This is a genomic window from Streptomyces sp. NPDC005805, from assembly GCF_040630445.1.
Lineage (GTDB): Bacteria > Actinomycetota > Actinomycetes > Streptomycetales > Streptomycetaceae > Streptomyces.
Genome location: NZ_JBEXXN010000053.1, coordinates 22,290 through 38,813 on the forward strand (window position 1 = coordinate 22,290; position 16,524 = coordinate 38,813).

The following is a 16,524-nucleotide window of genomic DNA, read 5'->3' on the forward strand; positions in this document are numbered from 1 at the left end:
ACGCTACCGGGCCGATTCGACGAGTTCGTCGATGGCGTAGGGCAGGGAGAGCAGGGTGCTCTGGGAGATGGCGGCGCCGACCGCGGGGCCTTCGCTGTCCAGCAGGTACGAGACCTTGCCGTTCTTGACGGCGGGGAGGTTGGCGAAGAGTTCGAACTTCTTCAGGGCCTCCGTGTCCGCCTTGTCGTTGATGACGAAGATGCGGTCCACGTCGACCAGGTCGATGCGCTCCGGGGAGAGCTGGACGGAGAAGCTGCCGCCGGCGACCTTGTCGATCTCCGTCTGGTAGCCGTACCCGATGCCGGTGACGAGCCGTCCGCGGACATCGGTGGAGGTGAACGGGGTGACCGTGTCCTTGTACCAGGACAGGGCGACGGCCTTCCGGCCGGCGAACGCGGGGTTGGCCTTCTTGGCCGCGTCGAGCTTCTCCTGGATGCCCTTGACCATCGCGGCGCCCTCGGTCTCCTTGCCGAGCACCTTGGCGATGTGGACCGCGTTGTCCTGCCAGGGGGCGCTGAAGGGTTCCTTCTCGGCCTTGGTGCGGCCCACGGTGGGGGCGATCTTCGAGAGCTTGTCGTAGGCGGCCTGGTCGATCTCGGAGTAGACGGCGACGATCAGGTCCGGTCGCAGGGAGGCGATCTTCTCGTAGTTGGGGCCGGCGTCGCCGTTGTTCATGACGACCTCGGGGCGGGCCTCGCCCCACTTGTCCTTCACCCAGGGCCACTGGGTGTTGATGTCGGGGGTCCGTCCCGCCGGGTTGGGGTACTGGTCGACCATGCCGACCGGCTTGATGCCGAAGGCCAGGATCGCCTGGTCGTCCGTGTAGCCCACGGAGACGACCCGCTCGGGGGCCTTCTCGACCTCCGTGGATCCGAAGGCGTGCTCGACGGTGACCGGGAACGCTCCGGCGGCGGCCGGGGTGTCCTCGCTCTTGTCCTCCGTCTTCTTGTCCGCCGCGTCGGAGCCGCAGCCCGCGAGCAGGCCGACGCCGAGGGTCGCGGCGGAGAGGACCACCGCGAATCGCCGCCAGGGATTCACAAGCGTCGTTCGATGGAGAAGCATCCAGAGTCCCTTGCTTTCGTGCCGCCCACAGCACCCTGCGTCGAGGGCAGCCAGACACTATCCCGAGCAAGTGAGGCAAGCCTAGCCTAACCAGCCAACTTTCCTTCTCTGCAAGGGAGTTGAGGACTTCACCCCTGGCCAGCGCCCTGCCGGAGCCCCTCGACACCTGCTCGGACATGCGTGCGACCGATCGGTACGACGAGTGGTCCCCCGCCCGTCGGGTCCTCGATCACCACGGCCCGCAGCCCGAACGCCTCGTGCAGCAGCTCGGCGGTGATCACGTCCCGTGGATGCCCCTGCGCCAGGATCGAACCCGCCCGCATCACCACGAGGTTGTCGCTGTAGCGGGTGGCGAGGTTGAGGTCGTGCAGGACCATCACCACGGTGCGGCCCGACTCGTGCAGATCGTCGACCAGGTCCAGCACGTCGATCGCGTGCGCCAGGTCGAGATAGGTGGTCGGCTCGTCCAGCAGCAGCAGATCGGTGCCCTGGGCCAGGGCCATCGAGATCCAGACGCGCTGGCGCTGGCCGCCGGAGAGGGAGTCGACCGGGCGGGCGGCGAGTTCGCAGACCCCGGTCATGGCCAGGGCGCGCTCCACCACCCCGGCGTCGTCCGAGGACCACTGGCGAAGCCAGCTCTGGTGCGGATGGCGGCCCCGGGCGACCAGGTCGGCCACGGTCAGCCCCTCGGGCGCCACCGGCGCCTGGGGCAGCAGGCCGAGCTTCTTCGCCACGTCCCTGGTCCGCAGCCGGACGATGTCCTCGCCGTCCAGCACCACGGCTCCGCTGGTGGGCCTGAGCAGCCGGGTGAGGGTGCGCAGCAGGGTGGACTTGCCGCAGCCGTTGGGGCCGATGATCGTGGTGATCACGCCCGGCGGGATCGTGACGTCGAGACCGTCGATGACGGCCCGGCCGCCGTATCCGACGGTGACGCCCCGGGCGGCCAGCCGCGGGACTCCCCCGGCCCCGGGCCCGCTTCCGGCCTCCGTCCCGCTTCCCGTCCCCGTCTCGCTCCCGGTGGTGAACTGAGCGGTCACACGCCCCCCTTGGTCGGATTCCCTTGCTTCATACCCGCTGTCCCAGGTTCGCCCGCACCAGCAGATAGACGAGGAACGGGCCGCCGATCGCGGCCGTGACCACCCCGACCGGGAGCGTGACCGGCAGCACGGTGCGCGCGACCAGGTCCGAACCGATCAGCAGCAGCGCCCCCGTGAGACCGGAGGCCACGAACGGCGGTGTGGGGACGCGCGCCAGACGCATCGCCACCTGCGGCGCCACCAGGGCGACGAACGGTACCGGGCCCGCCGCGCTCACGGCCGCGGCGGCCAGCAGCACGGCGCACAGCAGCAGGACGGCGCGCACCCGGGTGTACCGGACGCCCAGCCCGGCGGCCACGTCGTCGCCCAGGTGCATCGCCTTGAACGGGAACGCGACGCCCGCGACGACGCACCCGAGGAGGAGGGTGCCCCACAGCGCGATCCGCACCTCGTCCCAGGAGCGGCCGTCCAGTGAGCCGATCAGCCACGCCTGGGCGCGGGCCACGTCCCGGATGTCGGCCGAGACCAGCAGCCAGGTGGTGAGCGCCTGCATCACGGCGGTCACCGAGATGCCGATCAGGATCAGCCGGAAGCCGTCGATCCCGCGCCGCCAGGCCAGGAAGTACACCAGCAGCCCGGTGCCGAGCCCGCCGAGCAGCGCGGCGGCGGAGAGCCCCCACGCGCCGACGACGGCGGCCGCCCCGCCCGAGACGGTCACCAGGAAGACGGCGACCGCACTGGCTCCCGAGGTGATCCCCAGGATGTCCGGGCTGGCGAGCGGATTGCGCGCCACGGACTGGGTGATCGCGCCGGAGACCCCGAGGGCGATCCCCACCACCAGACCGGCCAGCGCCCTCGGCATCCGCAGGTCCATCACCACGAACTCGTCGACCGGTTCGCCCCCGCCGAGGATCACGGCGACCACCCGGGACAGGCCGAGGGGGAAGTCGCCGACGGCGATGGAGAGGCAGAACACCAGGAAGGCCGCGGCCGCCAGCAGCAGCGAGACCAGGACGGGCCAGGGCCGCCACACGAACGACACAGGGCCGAGCCGTACGCCCGGCGTGACCGCTGCCTTCGCGTCGGCCCCGTCCACGTCCGTCTTGTTCACGCCCGCCCCGCTCACGTCCGTCCCGTTCATGCGCTCCTGAACTTTCCCCGCCAGACCAGGACCGCGAAGAAGGGGGCGCCCAGCAGGGCGACCACCACCCCCGCGTCCAGTTCGCCCGGCCGTACCACCAGGCGTCCCACGATGTCGCAGACGAGCAGGACCACACCGCCGAGCAGGCCCGCGTACGGCACCAGCCAGCGGTAGTCCGGCCCGGTCAGATAGCGGGCCACATGGGCCACCATCAGCCCGAGGAAGGCGATGGGGCCGCAGGCCGCGGTGGCCGCCCCCGCGAGCAGGGTGACGGCGGCGATGCCGGTGGTCCGGCTCAGCGCGAGGTTCACGCCCAGCGCCCGGGCCACGTCCTCGCCCAGGCTGAGGAGGTTGAGGGCGGGCAGCACGAGGAGCGCCATACCCAGTCCGGTGGCGATGAACGCGGTCACCGGCCAGATGACGTCGAAGCCGACCCCGGTCAGCGAGCCCGCGTTCCAGAACCGCAGGGCGTTCAGCGACTTCTGGTCGGTCAGCGCGACCGCCGTGGTCATCGCCAGGAGGAACACCGCGACGCCCTGTCCGGCCAGGGCGAGGGTCAGCGGGTTGCCCGCGCCCCGGCCGATGCTCGCGAGGCCGAAGACGACGACTCCGGCGACCGCCGCCCCGGCGAAGGCGAACCAGACGTACTGGAAGGGGTCGGTGAACCCGAGGACGGCGATCACCGAGACCACGCCGAACGAGGCGCCCGCGTTGATCCCCAGCAGGCCGGTGTCGGCGATGGGGTTGCGGGTGTAGCCCTGGATCAGGGCGCCGCCGACGCCGAGGGCGACGCCCGCGACGACCGCGAGGACCGTCCGGGGCAGCCGGACGGTCTGCACGATGAGCCTGACCTCGGTGAGCCGCCGGTCGGGGTCGGGGTCCGCGAACAGCCCGTGCCAGACCTCGGCGGGGCTCAGCGCGCGGGCGCCGACGGCCAGGGACACCGCCGCCGCGACGACGAGGACCCCCAGCAGGGCGCCCGCACCCGCGACCCGCCGCCGGCGGGCCTCCGTTGCGCCCCCGGGCACGGGGCGTTCCACTGCGATCGCGCACATGGGGACGTACGTTATTCCTCTGCTCCGTCGGGGCGGGCGGAAAGCCGGGAAGCCGGTGCGGCGGTCCGGGCGGTGGGGCGGAGCGTCGTTATCGGGCCGCGTTGCCGATGCCGCCGGCGGCCGGACGGGACTCGTCGGAGCCGGCCTTGACGCTCCGGTCGAGGAGCGAGTCCAGGATCTCGCCGACCCGTATCGCGGTGTTGGACAGCAGGGACGTGGTGATGCCGTGGGTGTGCTCCGTGCCGCCCTGGAGGTAGATCCCGCAGCGCAGGTCCGGGTCGGTGACGACGCGGTAGTCGCGCTCGACGCGCACCCGCCCGGCGTCGTCGCGGAGGCAGCGGCCGGCGATCCCGCCGAGCAGGCCGAGGGGGTCGGCCGGGCTGTAGCCGGTGGCGAACACCACGACATCGGCGTCCAGGGGCGTCTCCTCACCGGTGACGAGGGAGGTCACGGTGGCGCGCACACCGTCCGGGGTCTCCCGCACGCCGGTGACCCGGGAGACGTTGAGGAAGCGCAGGCGTTCGGCGCCCAGCACCTTCTCCCGGTACATCTGCCGGTACAGGTCGTCGATCAGATCGATGTCCACCACGGAGTAGTTGGTGTTGCCGTGATAGGCCATCAGCCGGCTCTTGACGTTCTCCGGGGCGGCGAAGTAGTCGTCGACCGCGCCGGGATCGAAGATCCGGTTGGCGAAGCTGCTGTCGTCGGCGGGGCTGTAGCCGTAGCGGGAGAAGACGGCGCAGACCTCGGCCCCGGGAAAGCGGCGGTGCAGATAGGCGACGTTCTCGGCGGCGCTCTGCCCGGCGCCCACGACGACGAACCGGGAGGGCGAGGCGTCCTTGAGGGCGTCGACCTTGCGCAGCAGGTCCGAGTTGTGCCAGACGCGTTCGCCGCGCGGGACGCCCTCCGGCATCAGGGGGCGCAGCCCGGTGCCGATGACGAGGTTGCGGGCCCGGTGGACGGACAGCCCCGCCGCCGAGCGGACGGTCACGTCCAGGTACTCCACGGTGCCGTCGTGGTCGACGGGGGTGACGGAGACGACCTCGTGGCCGTAGGAGACCAGGTCGCCGACCTGGGCCGCGGCCCACTCGAAGTAGTCGTGGAACTCGACCCGCAGGGGGAAGAGGCTCTTGTGGTTGATGAAGTCGATCAGCCGGTTCCTGCTCTTCAGGTAGCACAGGAAGCTGAACTCGCTGGCCGGGTTCCGGAGCGTGACCAGGTCCTTGAGGAAGGACACCTGCATGGTCGCGTCGTCGATCAGCATGCCGCGGTGCCAGCCGAAGCCGGCCTGCTGCTCGAAGAAGTGGGCGGTGACCTGCTCCTGCCTGCCGACGTGGGCGTTGTGCTCGCTGAGCGCGATCGCCATGGCCACGTTGGAGGGGCCGAAGCCGATGCCGATGAGGTCGTGGACCAGTGGTGCGTCGCCAGGAAGAACCTGAGACATGTCACTCCCAATTCATGCGGTTCATACGGGAAGCCGCCGGCCGGGGGTGGGGGGACGGACGAGGGGGGCGGGCCCCCGAGGGCAGCCCGGGGCAAAACTTAGGTGAGCCTAAGCTAATCGCACGCCGGTGTCGACAGGGCGGGGAAGGCGCTTTCTTTTCTTGATGAACCGTCAACAATGGCTGAAACAAGCCCTGTTGCCACCTTAGGTAAGCCTTGCTTTACTTTCCGTCGGTCTGCCGTCTGCCCCGAGGAGGAACCCGATGCGGGTCGTCATGTTCGGCTACCAGACCTGGGGGCACCGCACCCTGCAAGCCCTCCTGGACTCCGAACACGACGTGGCACTGGTGGTGACGCACCCCGGAAGCGAGCACGCCTACGAGAAGATCTGGAGCGACTCGGTCGCCGACCTCGCCGAGGCGCACGGCGTCCCCGTGGTGATCCGCAACCGGCCGGACGACGACGAGCTGTTCGAGCGCCTCAAGGAGGCGGACCCGGACATCATCGTGGCCAACAACTGGCGCACCTGGATCCCGCCGCGGATCTTCCGCCTCCCGCGCCACGGCACCCTGAACATCCATGACTCGCTGCTGCCCGCGTACGCCGGCTTCTCCCCCCTGATCTGGGCCCTCATCAACGGGGAGTCGGAGGTGGGCGTCACCGCGCACATGATGAACGACGAGCTGGACGCCGGTGACATCGTCCGGCAGGAGGCGGTCGAGGTCGGGCCCGCGGACACCGCCACCGACCTCTTCCACCGGACCGTGGACCTGATCGCCCCGGTCACCACCGGGGCCCTCGCCCGGATCGCCGCCGGCGAGACGGAGTTCACCCCGCAGGACCGCTCCCGGGCGACCTTCTTCCACAAGCGCTCGGAGGAGGACATCCGCATGGACTGGTCCTGGCCGGCCGAGGACCTCGAACGCCTGGTCCGGGCCCAGTCCGACCCGTATCCGAGCGCCTTCACCTTCCACCGGGGCAGGCGGCTGGAGATCCTCGCCGCCGTGGTCTCGAAGGGCCGCTACGGCGGCACCCCGGGCCGCGTCTTCTACCGCGAGGGGGACGGGGTGGTGATCGTCGCCGGGGCCGACGCCCGGAGCGGCCGCAACCGCGGACTGGCCGTCACCCGGGTACGGACCGAGGACGGGCGGGAGCTGCCCGCGACGGAGTACTTCACCGCGATGGGCGGCTATCTGACCGGCCGGCCCTGAGAGGCGGCCGGGCGCGGCGCGCCTGCGGGACGGGCCCTACGCGCGGCCGGGCGGCCCGCCTCAGGGGCAGCGCCCGGGTGCGGCCGGGCGTGGCCTAGGCGTGGCCGGCCCAGATCTCGTCGTCCTCGGCGGCGTGCTTGCGGCAGTCGGGGTTGTGGCAGGGGCCCGGCTTGTACACGGGGACGAACATCCCCATCGTCTTGTGCCGGGTGACCTCGGTCTCCACGGGCTGATGGCAGGCGGGGCAGCGCAGTCCGGCCTGCGGTGCCTTCGTGTCCTCGTCCGTGTCCTCGTCCTTGCGCATGTTCACCAGAATAGGTGAGTTTGCCAAATAATGGGACAAAAATGGCTGTGCTTAGTCCTCGGCGGCCCGCTCCGTCTCCTTCGCCCCCTCCGGGGGCCTGCGGATGCTCAGGAAGACGGAGACGGCGAGCACCACCGCGATGACCGCCAGGCTCACCGGTGAGGGGATCTCCGGGATGTCCGGGCTGACCATCTTGTGCAGCGCCTGCAGGATCAGCTTCACGCCGATGAAGGACAGGATGAGCGCGAGGCCCTTGCTGAGGTAGTGGAAGCGGTCGAGCAGTCCGGCCAGGAGGAAGTACAGGGCGCGCAGGCCCAGGATGGCGAAGGCGTTGCTGGTGTAGACGATGAACGTGTCGTCGCTGACCGCCAGGACGGCGGGGACGCTGTCCACCGCGAACACCAGGTCGGCCGCCTCGATCGCCGCCACCACCGCGAGGAGGGGCGTGGCCACCCGCCGGCCGTCCTCCTTCACGAAGAAGTGCGGCCCCGCGTACTCGTCCCGCACGGGCACGATCCGGCGCAGCATGCGGACCGCGAAGCTCTGCCCGGGGTCGAAGCTCTCGTCCTGGCCGGTGAGGATCTTGTAGGTGCTGTAGAAGAGGATCGCCGCGAAGACGAAGAGGACCGCGGTGAAGCGGCTGACCACGGCGACGCCCGCGGCGAGGAAGATGCCGCGGAAGACCAGCGCGCCGATGACGCCGAAGAACAGGACCCGGTGCTGGTACTCCCGGGGCACCTTGAAGTAGGCGAAGATCAGCGCGAAGACGAAGAGGTTGTCGACGGACAGGCTCTTCTCCAGGAGCCACGCCGTCGTGTACTCGACCCCGGGTGTGGGGCCGAGGACCAGGAAGACGACCCCGCCGAAGACGATGGCCAGGCCGATCCACACGCCGCTCCAGGCGGCGGCCTCCTTGAACCCGATGACATGGGTGTCGCGGTGCGCGAGGAGGTCGACGGCGAGTGACACCACGACGGTCACGGCGAACGCGATCCACAGCCAGGCCGGCACATCGAGCACGGGAGAACCCCCTCACCGGGCGGGTGCGGTCAGTGGCCCCCCTCCGGAAAGTCTCACCCACGGCGCGGCCCTTGTCTCCCCCACGCGCGCGCCGCGCCCCCGGTACTGCTGCCGGGGGCGCGGCGCGGTGATCAGGGCGCGGGCGGGCCGTCGGCGGCCCGGAGGTCCTTCTTGGAGACCTTGCCGACACCGGTCTGCGGGAAGGCGTCCACGAACACGACCCGGTCCGGCACCTTGTACGCGGCGAGCCCCCGCTCGCGGACGAAGCGGCGCACCGCCGAGCCCTTCAGCGGCTCGGCGCCGTCGCGCAGGATCACATAGGCGCAGGTCCGTTCGCCGAGGTAGGGGTCGGGTTCGCCGACCACGTTGGCGTCGTGCACCGAGGGGTGGGCCAGGAGGTGGTTCTCGACCTCCTCGGCGGCGATCTTCTCCCCGCCGCGGTTGATCTGGTCCTTGGCCCGGCCCTCGACGACCAGGTGCCCGGTCGGGGTCAGCCGGACGACGTCGCCGGTGCGGTAGAAGCCGTCCTCGGTGAAGGACCGCGCGTTGTGGTCGGGGGCCCGCCAGTAGCCGCGGATCGTGTAGGGGCCGCGGGTGAGCAGATGGCCGGTCTCCCCCACGGGCAGGTCGTTGTCCTCGTCGTCGACGACACGGATCTCGTCGTCCGGCGAGATCGGGCGGCCCTGGGTGGTGACGATGGTCTCCTCGGGGTCGTCCAGACGCGTGTAGTTGACCAGCCCCTCCGCCATGCCGAAGACCTGCTGGAGGGTGCAGCCGAGCGCGGGCCGGACCCGGCGGGCGGCCTGCTCGCTGAACTTGGCGCCGCCCACCAGCAGCACCTGGAGGCTGCCGAGGTCGTGCGCGGTCGACGCGGCGGCCTCGGTCCACACCAGGGCGAGCGGCGGCACCAGCCCGGTGATGGTGACGCCCTCCCGTTCGATGAGGGGGAAGGCGGTCTCCGGGGCGGGCCGGGGGCAGAGGACGACGGTGCCGCCGGCGTACAGGGCGCCGAGGGTGCCCGGGGAGGAGAGCGGGAAGTTGTGGGCGGCGGGCAGCACGCACAGGTAGACGCTGTTCTCGTCGACGCCGCAGAGCTCGTTGGAGCCGCGGACCGAGTACAGGTAGTCGTCGTGGGTGCGCGGGATCAGCTTGGGGACGCCGGTGCTGCCCCCGGACAGCTGGAGGAAGGCGAGGTCGCCGGGGGCGGGGCCGGGGACCCGGTCCAGGGCGGCGGGGTCGGTGGGCACCTCGGCGAGGGCCTCGTGCCCGCCGGGGTCGCCGCCGGTGACCAGGACGTGCCGCAGCGCGGGCGCCTCGGCGCGGACGGCGGTGGCCAGGGGGCGGTAGTCGTAGCCCTCGTGCTCGGCAGCGACGATATAGGCGACGGCCTCGGTGAAGCGGCAGAAGTAGCCGATCTCGGACTCGCGGTGGGCCGGGAGGGCGAACACCGGGAGGGCGCCGATCCGGAACAGGGCGAAGATCACTTCGAAGAACTCGGCCGTGTTGGGGAGTTGGACGACCACCCGGTCGCCCGCGGTGACGCCCCGGGCGAGCAGGCCGGCGGCCAACCGGTCGGCGCGCAGGTCGAGTTCGGCGTACGTCCAGCGCCTCTCCGTCGCCGGGTCGACGACCGCGACGCGTTCCGGGTGGGCCTTGGCGCGTTCGCGGAGCATCCCGCCGAAGGTCTCGCCGCGCCACCAGCCGGCGGCGCGGTAGCGCTCGGCGAACTCCTCGGGCCACAGCGGGGCGTCGGCCCCGGCCGGGGCCGGTGCGGGTCTCGGGTCGGTGGTCACAGCTCGGCTCCCACGGCGCTCAGGAAGGTACGGAAGGTGGCGGCGGTCTCGGCGGTCTCGGCCTCCGGACCGGAGGCGGAGACGACACCGGCTCCCGCGTACAGCCGCAGGGAGGTGCGTTCGGCCTCGGCGCAGCGGATGGTGACGACCCATTCGCCGTCGCCATGGGCGTCGCCCCAGCCGACCATACCGGTGAAGAAGCCCCGGTCGAAGGGCTCGCTCTCGGCGATGACCCGGCGGGCGGTGGCGGTGGGGGTGCCGCAGACCGCGGGCGTCGGGTGGAGGGCGAGGGCCAGGTCGAGGGCCGAGGCGTCCGGGGCGGCGAGGGTGCCGGTGACGGTGGTGGACAGGTGCCACATGGTCGCGGTGCGCACCAGGGTGGGCACGGCGGGGACGGACATCCCGGTGCAGTGGGGGGCGAGGGCCTGGTGGACGGCGTCGACGACGACCGCGTGCTCGTGCCGGTCCTTGGCGGACTCCAGCAGGGCGGCGGCGCGGCGCACGTCCTCGGCGAGGTCGTCGCTGCGGGGCGTGGAGCCGGCGAGGGGGTTGGCGACGACGCGGCGGCCGTGCCGGGAGACGAGGAGTTCGGGGCCGGCGCCGATCAGGGTGCGGCCGGGTCCGGTGGGCAGGGCGAAGGTGTAGCCGGACGGGTCGCGGCGGGCCAGGCGCTGGAGCATGGCGGGGACGTCGAGGGGTGCGTCGCCGTCGAGTTCGAGGGTGCGGGCGAGGACGACCTTGCTCAGTTCGCCGCGCCACATCCGAGCGACGGCCGCGCCGACCCGGGCGCCGTACTCCTCGGGTGCGGGGACCTGCCGGATGCGCCAGGCGGCCGGGGCCGGGGCGGCGGCGGGGAGTCCGACGAGGGGGTCGGCGGCGAGCGGGGGCGCGGTGCGCAGGGTGGCGGGGACGGCGAGGGCGGCCGGGGCGCTCCGGTCGAAGGGCACCGCGCCGACGACGACCGGGGCGGGGTGTCCGCCGGCCCGGGCGGCGCCGAGGGCGGCGGCGACCCGGTCGGGCAACGGCCGCTCGTCGTGCGGGACTTCGCACAGGACGCCGTGGCCGAGGAGGGTGCGGGTGGGGGTGCCCAGGAAGCGGGCGCCGGTGCGGTAGCCGTCCAGGAGGGCGGTGGCCGCGCCCACGGCGGGGTGGTCCTGGTCGGGGGCGGCGGGGCGGGCCGGGGCGGGCGTGTCCGGGACGGCGAGGGCGGTCGCCGCCCCGGTGGCCTCGGGCGGCCGTCCGGCGGCGGGGGTGTGGTGCGTGGCGACTTCGGGTGCCGTCGACACGGGGACTCCGTTTCTCCCGCGTGCCGTACCGGGGCACGGCGGGGGTGGGGGTGGCGTGCGGGTGAGGGTGGCGTGCGGCGGTGTCACCGGAGGGTGGCGCCGCCGTCGACGTAGAGCTCCTGCATGGTGATGTGGCGCGCGCGGTCGGAGACGAGGAAGAGGACCGCCTCGGCGATGTCCTCGGGCGCGGCGATCCGGCCGAGCGGGATGCCGGTGCGGTAGGTGGCGGGGTCGCCGTCGATGACGCGGCGGGGCGCCTCCTCGTCGGTCCACAGGGCGCGCTGCATGGCGGTGTCGGTGGACCCGGGCGCGACGATGTTGCATCGCACGCCGCTGCGGGCGAGTTCGAGGCCGAGGCACTTGGTGTACATGGCGGCGGCGGCCTTGGAGGCGGCGTAGGCGGCCATGCCGGTGCGCGGGATGCCGGCGGCGTTGGAGCCGACGGTGACGATGCTGCCGCTGCCCCGGGCGCTCATCCGGGCGGCGGCGGCGCGGCAGGTGTGGAGGACGCCGGTGGTGTTCACGGCGAAGGTGGCGGCCCAGTCCTCGTCGGTGAGTTGGGCCGCCGGTCCGGGGCGGAGGATGCCGGCGACGTTGACGAGGATGTCCAGCGGTCCGTGGTCCCGTTCGGCGGCGGCGACGGCCTCTTCGACGGCTGCGCGGTCGGTGACGTCCACCGCCCGCGCGCTCACCGCTCCCCCGGCGGCGCGCGCCGCTTCGGTCGCGGGCTCGATGCCGTCCGTGGTGCGGTCGGTCGCGACGACGTGGGCGCCCTCGGCGGCGAGGGCGCGGACGACGGCCGCGCCGATCCCCCGGGCGGCGCCGGTGACCAGGGCGGTACGGCCCGCGAGTTCGGATCGGGCACCGGATGTGCGGTCGGGCATGAGCCACTCCCCCCATGACTTAGGTAAGCCTAACCTAATGCATGGTTTTCGTACATCCGCACCGCCCCCGACACCCCAACCCGCCGACCCGGCCTGCCGGTCAGGGTGTATCAACCCCTTGACACACCCATCCCGGCCCCGGTTATCTGTATCAGGAAGGTGATACAGCTGTGCGGGGAGACGGGGGTACGGGATGGTGGCGACGGCACGACACGAGGCCCGCGGACGGGAGCGCGCCGAGACACCGCTCCGCTGGGCGGGCGCGCTCACCGGACTGGCCGTCAACTGGCTCGTCCCGTTCAGCCCGGACGCCGACGTCGATCTGCTCTACGGGTTCCCGGTGTTCGGGCTGTGCGTCATGGCGGGCGTCCTCGCGGCGCATCTCGTCGCGCGGCCGCGGCCGGCTCCGGTACGGATGGCCGGACTCGCGCCGCGCCGCGTCCGGGACGCGGTGCCGCGCGGTCTGACCACCTCGCTGGCCGCGCAGGCCCTGGTGCTGGTCGGGGTGCTCGTCGCCGCCACCGCGACGGCGGACGCGGGCGGCCGGGCGCTCACCGTCTCCTGCGCGACGGGCACCCGCACCCTCGCGCCGTGGCCCGGCCCGCACTACGCCTGGCCGGTCCTGGGCGGTCTGGCCCTCGGCACCCTGGTCTGCCTGCTGCTCCTGCGGAGCATCGTGCTGCGGCCGGGCGACGACGCGCAGCGGCGGGTCAGCGCGCGGGCCGCCGTGGGCGCCTGGGGCGTCCTGGTGAGCGCGCCGCTCTTCGCGGTCTGCGTCACGGTCGCCACCGTGGTACTGATGCTGCCGTGCGCGGGGGCAGCGAAGGCGGCGGCGCTGTGGGGGCTGGGCTCCACGGCCCTGGTCGCCGCGCTCACCGCCGGGCACTGCCTGGCCGTCCTCCTGCTGCCGCAGGTCTACCACAAGGAGCGAGCGTGACCGCCCACGGCGTCGGCATCCGGGTCGACCACACCGCGCACATCCCCCCGTACGAGCAGATCAGGGCGCAGATCGCCGAGTTGATCGCGGTCGGCCGGCTGGTCCGGGGCGACCGGCTGCCGTCCGTGCGCCAGCTCGCCGCCGACCTCGGGCTGGCCAACAACACGGTGGTGCGGGCCTATCGGGAGCTGGAGTCGGCGGGCCTGGTCCGCAGCCGGCGCGGTTCGGGCACGGAGGTCGTCGCCCCGGCGTCCGCGTTCGACGCGGGGGCGAGACTGGCCGAGCAGGCGGACGCCTACGCGGCGGCGGTCCGCCGCCTCGGCGCGTCCAACGAGGAGGCCCTCGCGGCGGTCCGCCACGCCCTCGCGGTGAGCGAGGGGGGCTGACCGGGCGCGAGGAGGGCTGACGGGGCGCGCCGTTCCGGGCCACGCCCGTCGCCCGCACGGGCGGGACGTCAGCCGTCGAGGCTCACCAGCACCGCGCAGGCGCACAGGGCCCCCGAGGTGAGGAGGGCGGCCACCGCCGCGCACAGCAGGCGGCGGCGGAGGCTCTCGTAGCGGGCGGTGTACTCCGCGCGGAGTTCGCCCGCGCGGGAGACCAGGGACTCCAGGACGCGGCGGGTGAGGGCGACGCGGTCCTGGACGTAGAGGCGGACGACGTCCTCGCGCTGGGCGGTGGTCAGCCAGGGCATGCGGTCCGCGAAGGCGTCGGCCTCCCGGCGGGCCTCCAGGACGCGGCCCTGGGCCAGCAGAAAGCCCTCCAGCCAGGCGATGCCGGACGCGGCCTCCTCGCGGACCGCGTGCGGGGCGGATCGGTTCATGGCCGCGCTCCCCTACTTGCTGTCGCCGTCGCCGAGCGGGGTTGCGACCCCCTTGCCCGGTTCGACGACATCGCGCCGCCCGGCGTCGCTCGCGTGGTCCAGGGTCGCGACCTCCGGGTGGTGCAGGTCGAACGCCGGGGACTCGCTGCGGATACGGGGCAGGGTGACGAAGTTGTGCCGGGGCGGCGGGCAGGAGGTGGCCCACTCCAGGGAGCGGCCGTAGCCCCAGGGGTCGTCGACGCCGACCTTCTTGCCGTACTTCTCGGTCTTCCAGACGTTGTACAGGAACGGGAGCATCGAGAGCCCGAGCAGGAACGAGCTGATCGTGGAGATGGTGTTCAGCGCGGTGAAGCCGTCGGCCGCCAGGTAGTCCGCGTACCGGCGGGGCATGCCCTCGGCGCCCAGCCAGTGCTGGACGAGGAAGGTGCCGTGGAAGCCGATGAAGAGCGTCCAGAAGGTGATCTTGCCCAGGCGTTCGTCGAGCATCTTGCCGGTGAACTTGGGCCACCAGAAGTGGAATCCGGCGAACATCGCGAAGACGACCGTGCCGAAGACCACGTAGTGGAAGTGGGCCACCACGAAGTACGAGTCCGAGACATGGAAGTCCAGCGGCGGGGAGGCGAGCAGGATTCCGGTGAGACCGCCGAAGAGGAAGGTCACCAGGAAGCCGATCGTCCAGAGCATCGGCGTCTCGAAGGAGAGCGAGCCCTTCCACATCGTGCCGATCCAGTTGAAGAACTTCACACCGGTCGGCACCGCGATCAGGAAGGTCATGAAGGAGAAGAACGGCAACAACACACCGCCGGTGACGAACATATGGTGCGCCCACACCGTCACCGACAGTCCCGCGATGGCGATGGTCGCACCGATCAGGCCGATGTAGCCGAAGAGGGGCTTGCGGGAGAAGACCGGGATGACCTCGGAGACGATGCCGAAGAACGGCAGCGCGATGATGTACACCTCGGGATGCCCGAAGAACCAGAACAGGTGCTGCCACAGCAGCGCCCCGCCATTGGCCGCGTCGAAGACATGCGCGCCGAACTTCCGGTCCACTTCGAGGGCGAACAGGGCCGCGGCCAGCACCGGGAAGGCCAGCAGGACCAGGACACCGGTCAGCAGCACGGTCCAGGTGAACATCGGCATCCGGAACATCGTCATACCCGGCGCGCGCATGCAGATGATCGTGGTGATGAAGTTGACCGAGCCCAGGATCGTGCCGAAACCGGAAAACGCCAGACCCATGATCCACATGTCCGCGCCGTAATAGGGCGAATGGACCGAGTCGGTGAGCGGGGAATAGGCGAACCAGCCGAAGTCCGCCGCACCCTGCGGGGTGAGGAAACCGGCCACCGCGATCAGCGAACCGAAGAGGTACAGCCAGTACGCGAACATGTTCAGCCGCGGGAACGCCACATCCGGCGCACCGATCTGCAACGGCATGATCCAGTTCGCGAAACCCGCGAACAACGGCGTCGCGAACATCAGCAGCATCACCGTGCCGTGCATCGTGAACGCCTGGTTGAACTGCTCGTTCGACACGATCTGCATGCCAGGACGGCCGAGTTCGGCCCGCATGACAAGCGCCATCAGGCCGCCCACCAGGAAGAAGCCGAAGGCGGTCGTCATGTACAGGGTGCCGATGGTCTTGTGGTCGGTGGTGGTCAGCCACCGGATCACCACATTTCCGGGTTCCTTCGCCCGGACGGGCAGTTCGTTCTCGTACGCGTCCTCGTCCTCGGCCGAGCCGAGTCGAGGAGAGGAACCCGTGGACACTGTGAACTCCCCGCACAAATGGGCGCCGTCGGCGCGTGACCGGACCGGACGTCCCGCTTTCGCGGCGTCCGCCGTAAGGCATACGCCGGAAATGTATCGGTACGCCCCGTCCGATCCGTGTCACGACATAGGCCGTTCGGGGAATTCCCACCGGTGGGGCCGCGAGGGGCGCGACCCGGGGTCACCCTGACGGGGAAGAGGCGGCGGGGTCAGGCGGAACCGGAGCCGATCGCCGCGGCGGCCATGGCGGTGACCGCGTCCCCGGCGCGGGCGTAGACGCCGAGCGGGACGTCGCTGGTGTCGACGTTGGCGCGCAGCAGCCGCCGGGCGGCCGCGCCGGCGGTCGCCGCACACATCGGCACCCCCAGGCGGACGCACTCACGGTGGGCCCGGACCACCGCGCTCACCGCGGCCGGGCCGACGACCGGCATGGCCAGGTCGACGACCACCGGGAGCGGGGCGTACGCGCCGACGAGCCGGGCGATACCGGCGCAGACACCGGAGCGTTCACTGATGTCGACATCGGTGGTGAGCGTGATCACGAGGACACCGCGTTCCAGCGCGTGAGCCAGCACGACAGCCTCCGATCACCGGGCGCTTGGCGAGGTTCTGCGTATTCAAGCCGCCCCGCCCAGGGCCCGCAACGCGCCACGCCACCGGGGAACGGCGGGAGTCGGGCGGGAGCCGCATCCGGCGGATGTTCGCTTTTTCTGCAACGGACGTACACATTCCGTTCACAGGCGTTACGGTGTCGCTCC

16 protein-coding genes are annotated in these 16,524 nt (G+C 71.9%); 3 read left to right on the forward strand and 13 right to left on the reverse strand.

All coding sequences use genetic code 11. The annotated features are described in order from the left end of the window. Positions 1–3: 3 nt before the first annotated feature. The 5 genes from ABZ457_RS24285 to ABZ457_RS24305 form a co-directional block, all read right to left on the reverse strand. Positions 4–1,062: an iron-siderophore ABC transporter substrate-binding protein gene (locus tag ABZ457_RS24285; protein WP_359160841.1), complete on the reverse strand. Its 1,059-nt coding sequence runs from the start codon at positions 1,060–1,062 to the stop codon at positions 4–6. Positions 1,063–1,190: 128 nt separating this feature from the next. After that, positions 1,191–2,009 (reverse strand): ABC transporter ATP-binding protein, encoded by an 819-nt coding sequence (locus tag ABZ457_RS24290; RefSeq protein WP_359160920.1) that lies wholly within the window; start codon positions 2,007–2,009, stop codon positions 1,191–1,193. 118 nt (positions 2,010–2,127) lie between these two features. Then, the gene (locus tag ABZ457_RS24295; RefSeq protein WP_359160844.1) at positions 2,128–3,240 is read right to left on the reverse strand and encodes an iron ABC transporter permease; all 1,113 of its coding nucleotides are present in this window, start codon (positions 3,238–3,240) and stop codon (positions 2,128–2,130) included. Then, positions 3,237–4,295 (reverse strand): iron ABC transporter permease, encoded by a 1,059-nt coding sequence (locus tag ABZ457_RS24300; protein ID WP_359160847.1) that lies wholly within the window; start codon positions 4,293–4,295, stop codon positions 3,237–3,239. The genes ABZ457_RS24295 and ABZ457_RS24300 overlap by 4 nt, the downstream gene beginning before the upstream one ends. A gap of 88 nt (positions 4,296–4,383) precedes the next feature. Further along, a complete protein-coding gene (locus ABZ457_RS24305) occupies positions 4,384–5,739 on the reverse strand; it encodes a lysine N(6)-hydroxylase/L-ornithine N(5)-oxygenase family protein (RefSeq protein ID WP_359160850.1) in 1,356 nt (451 codons plus the stop codon). 262 nt (positions 5,740–6,001) lie between these two features. Here ABZ457_RS24305 and ABZ457_RS24310 point away from each other — a divergent pair, with 262 nt between their 5' ends. After that, the gene (locus ABZ457_RS24310) at positions 6,002–6,949 is read left to right on the forward strand and encodes a methionyl-tRNA formyltransferase (RefSeq protein WP_359160853.1); all 948 of its coding nucleotides are present in this window, start codon (positions 6,002–6,004) and stop codon (positions 6,947–6,949) included. A gap of 94 nt (positions 6,950–7,043) precedes the next feature. Here ABZ457_RS24310 and ABZ457_RS24315 read toward each other — a convergent pair whose 3' ends face one another. The 5 genes from ABZ457_RS24315 to ABZ457_RS24335 form a co-directional block, all read right to left on the reverse strand. Then, entirely contained in the window at positions 7,044–7,253 is a 210-nt protein-coding gene (locus tag ABZ457_RS24315) for a hypothetical protein (protein WP_359160856.1), read from the reverse strand. A 51-nt stretch (positions 7,254–7,304) separates the two neighbouring features. Then, entirely contained in the window at positions 7,305–8,273 is a 969-nt protein-coding gene (locus ABZ457_RS24320; RefSeq protein WP_359160859.1) for a TerC family protein, read from the reverse strand. A 131-nt stretch (positions 8,274–8,404) separates the two neighbouring features. Then, positions 8,405–10,066, reverse strand: coding sequence for a (2,3-dihydroxybenzoyl)adenylate synthase (locus tag ABZ457_RS24325; RefSeq protein WP_359160862.1), 1,662 nt, complete (start codon positions 10,064–10,066; stop codon positions 8,405–8,407). Continuing rightward, entirely contained in the window at positions 10,063–11,208 is a 1,146-nt protein-coding gene (locus ABZ457_RS24330) for an isochorismate synthase (RefSeq protein WP_359160923.1), read from the reverse strand. The genes ABZ457_RS24325 and ABZ457_RS24330 overlap by 4 nt, the downstream gene beginning before the upstream one ends. A 227-nt stretch (positions 11,209–11,435) precedes the next feature. After that, positions 11,436–12,236 (reverse strand): 2,3-dihydro-2,3-dihydroxybenzoate dehydrogenase, encoded by an 801-nt coding sequence (locus ABZ457_RS24335; RefSeq protein ID WP_359160865.1) that lies wholly within the window; start codon positions 12,234–12,236, stop codon positions 11,436–11,438. A 193-nt stretch (positions 12,237–12,429) separates the two neighbouring features. On the opposite strand from ABZ457_RS24335, the gene ABZ457_RS24340 reads away from it, so the two are divergent. Together ABZ457_RS24340 and ABZ457_RS24345 are read left to right on the forward strand one after the other, a co-directional pair. Beyond that, positions 12,430–13,173 (forward strand): hypothetical protein, encoded by a 744-nt coding sequence (locus ABZ457_RS24340; protein ID WP_359160868.1) that lies wholly within the window; start codon positions 12,430–12,432, stop codon positions 13,171–13,173. Then, positions 13,170–13,559, forward strand: a complete 390-nt coding sequence (locus tag ABZ457_RS24345) for a GntR family transcriptional regulator (RefSeq protein WP_359160871.1) — start codon at positions 13,170–13,172, stop codon at positions 13,557–13,559. The genes ABZ457_RS24340 and ABZ457_RS24345 overlap by 4 nt, the downstream gene beginning before the upstream one ends. Before the next feature lie 68 nt (positions 13,560–13,627). Here the strand turns inward: ABZ457_RS24345 and ABZ457_RS24350 are convergent, their stop codons facing one another. The 3 genes from ABZ457_RS24350 to ABZ457_RS24360 all read right to left on the reverse strand — a co-directional run bounded on the left by ABZ457_RS24350 (position 13,628) and on the right by ABZ457_RS24360 (position 16,341). Then, positions 13,628–13,993 (reverse strand): hypothetical protein, encoded by a 366-nt coding sequence (locus ABZ457_RS24350; RefSeq protein WP_359160874.1) that lies wholly within the window; start codon positions 13,991–13,993, stop codon positions 13,628–13,630. Between the two features lie 12 nt (positions 13,994–14,005). Further along, positions 14,006–15,766 (reverse strand): cytochrome c oxidase subunit I, encoded by a 1,761-nt coding sequence (ctaD, locus tag ABZ457_RS24355; RefSeq protein WP_359160877.1) that lies wholly within the window; start codon positions 15,764–15,766, stop codon positions 14,006–14,008. A 209-nt stretch (positions 15,767–15,975) separates the two neighbouring features. Continuing rightward, positions 15,976–16,341, reverse strand: a complete 366-nt coding sequence (locus ABZ457_RS24360) for a hypothetical protein (protein ID WP_359160880.1) — start codon at positions 16,339–16,341, stop codon at positions 15,976–15,978. Between the last annotated feature and the right edge of the window lie 183 nt (positions 16,342–16,524).

What these genes read in the sequence shown, in the direction of transcription:
- ABZ457_RS24285 (WP_359160841.1), bottom strand. Translation starts at nt 1,062, where the DNA reads ATGCTTCTCCATCGAACGACGCTTGTGAATCCCTGGCGGCGATTCGCG.
- ABZ457_RS24295 (WP_359160844.1), bottom strand. Translation starts at nt 3,240, where the DNA reads ATGAACGGGACGGACGTGAGCGGGGCGGGCGTGAACAAGACGGACGTG.
- ABZ457_RS24300 (WP_359160847.1), bottom strand. Translation starts at nt 4,295, where the DNA reads ATGTGCGCGATCGCAGTGGAACGCCCCGTGCCCGGGGGCGCAACGGAG.
- ABZ457_RS24305 (WP_359160850.1), bottom strand. Translation starts at nt 5,739, where the DNA reads ATGTCTCAGGTTCTTCCTGGCGACGCACCACTGGTCCACGACCTCATC.
- ABZ457_RS24310 (WP_359160853.1), top strand. Translation starts at nt 6,002, where the DNA reads ATGCGGGTCGTCATGTTCGGCTACCAGACCTGGGGGCACCGCACCCTG.
- ABZ457_RS24315 (WP_359160856.1), bottom strand. Translation starts at nt 7,253, where the DNA reads ATGCGCAAGGACGAGGACACGGACGAGGACACGAAGGCACCGCAGGCC.
- ABZ457_RS24335 (WP_359160865.1), bottom strand. Translation starts at nt 12,236, where the DNA reads ATGCCCGACCGCACATCCGGTGCCCGATCCGAACTCGCGGGCCGTACC.
- ABZ457_RS24340 (WP_359160868.1), top strand. Translation starts at nt 12,430, where the DNA reads ATGGTGGCGACGGCACGACACGAGGCCCGCGGACGGGAGCGCGCCGAG.
- ABZ457_RS24350 (WP_359160874.1), bottom strand. Translation starts at nt 13,993, where the DNA reads ATGAACCGATCCGCCCCGCACGCGGTCCGCGAGGAGGCCGCGTCCGGC.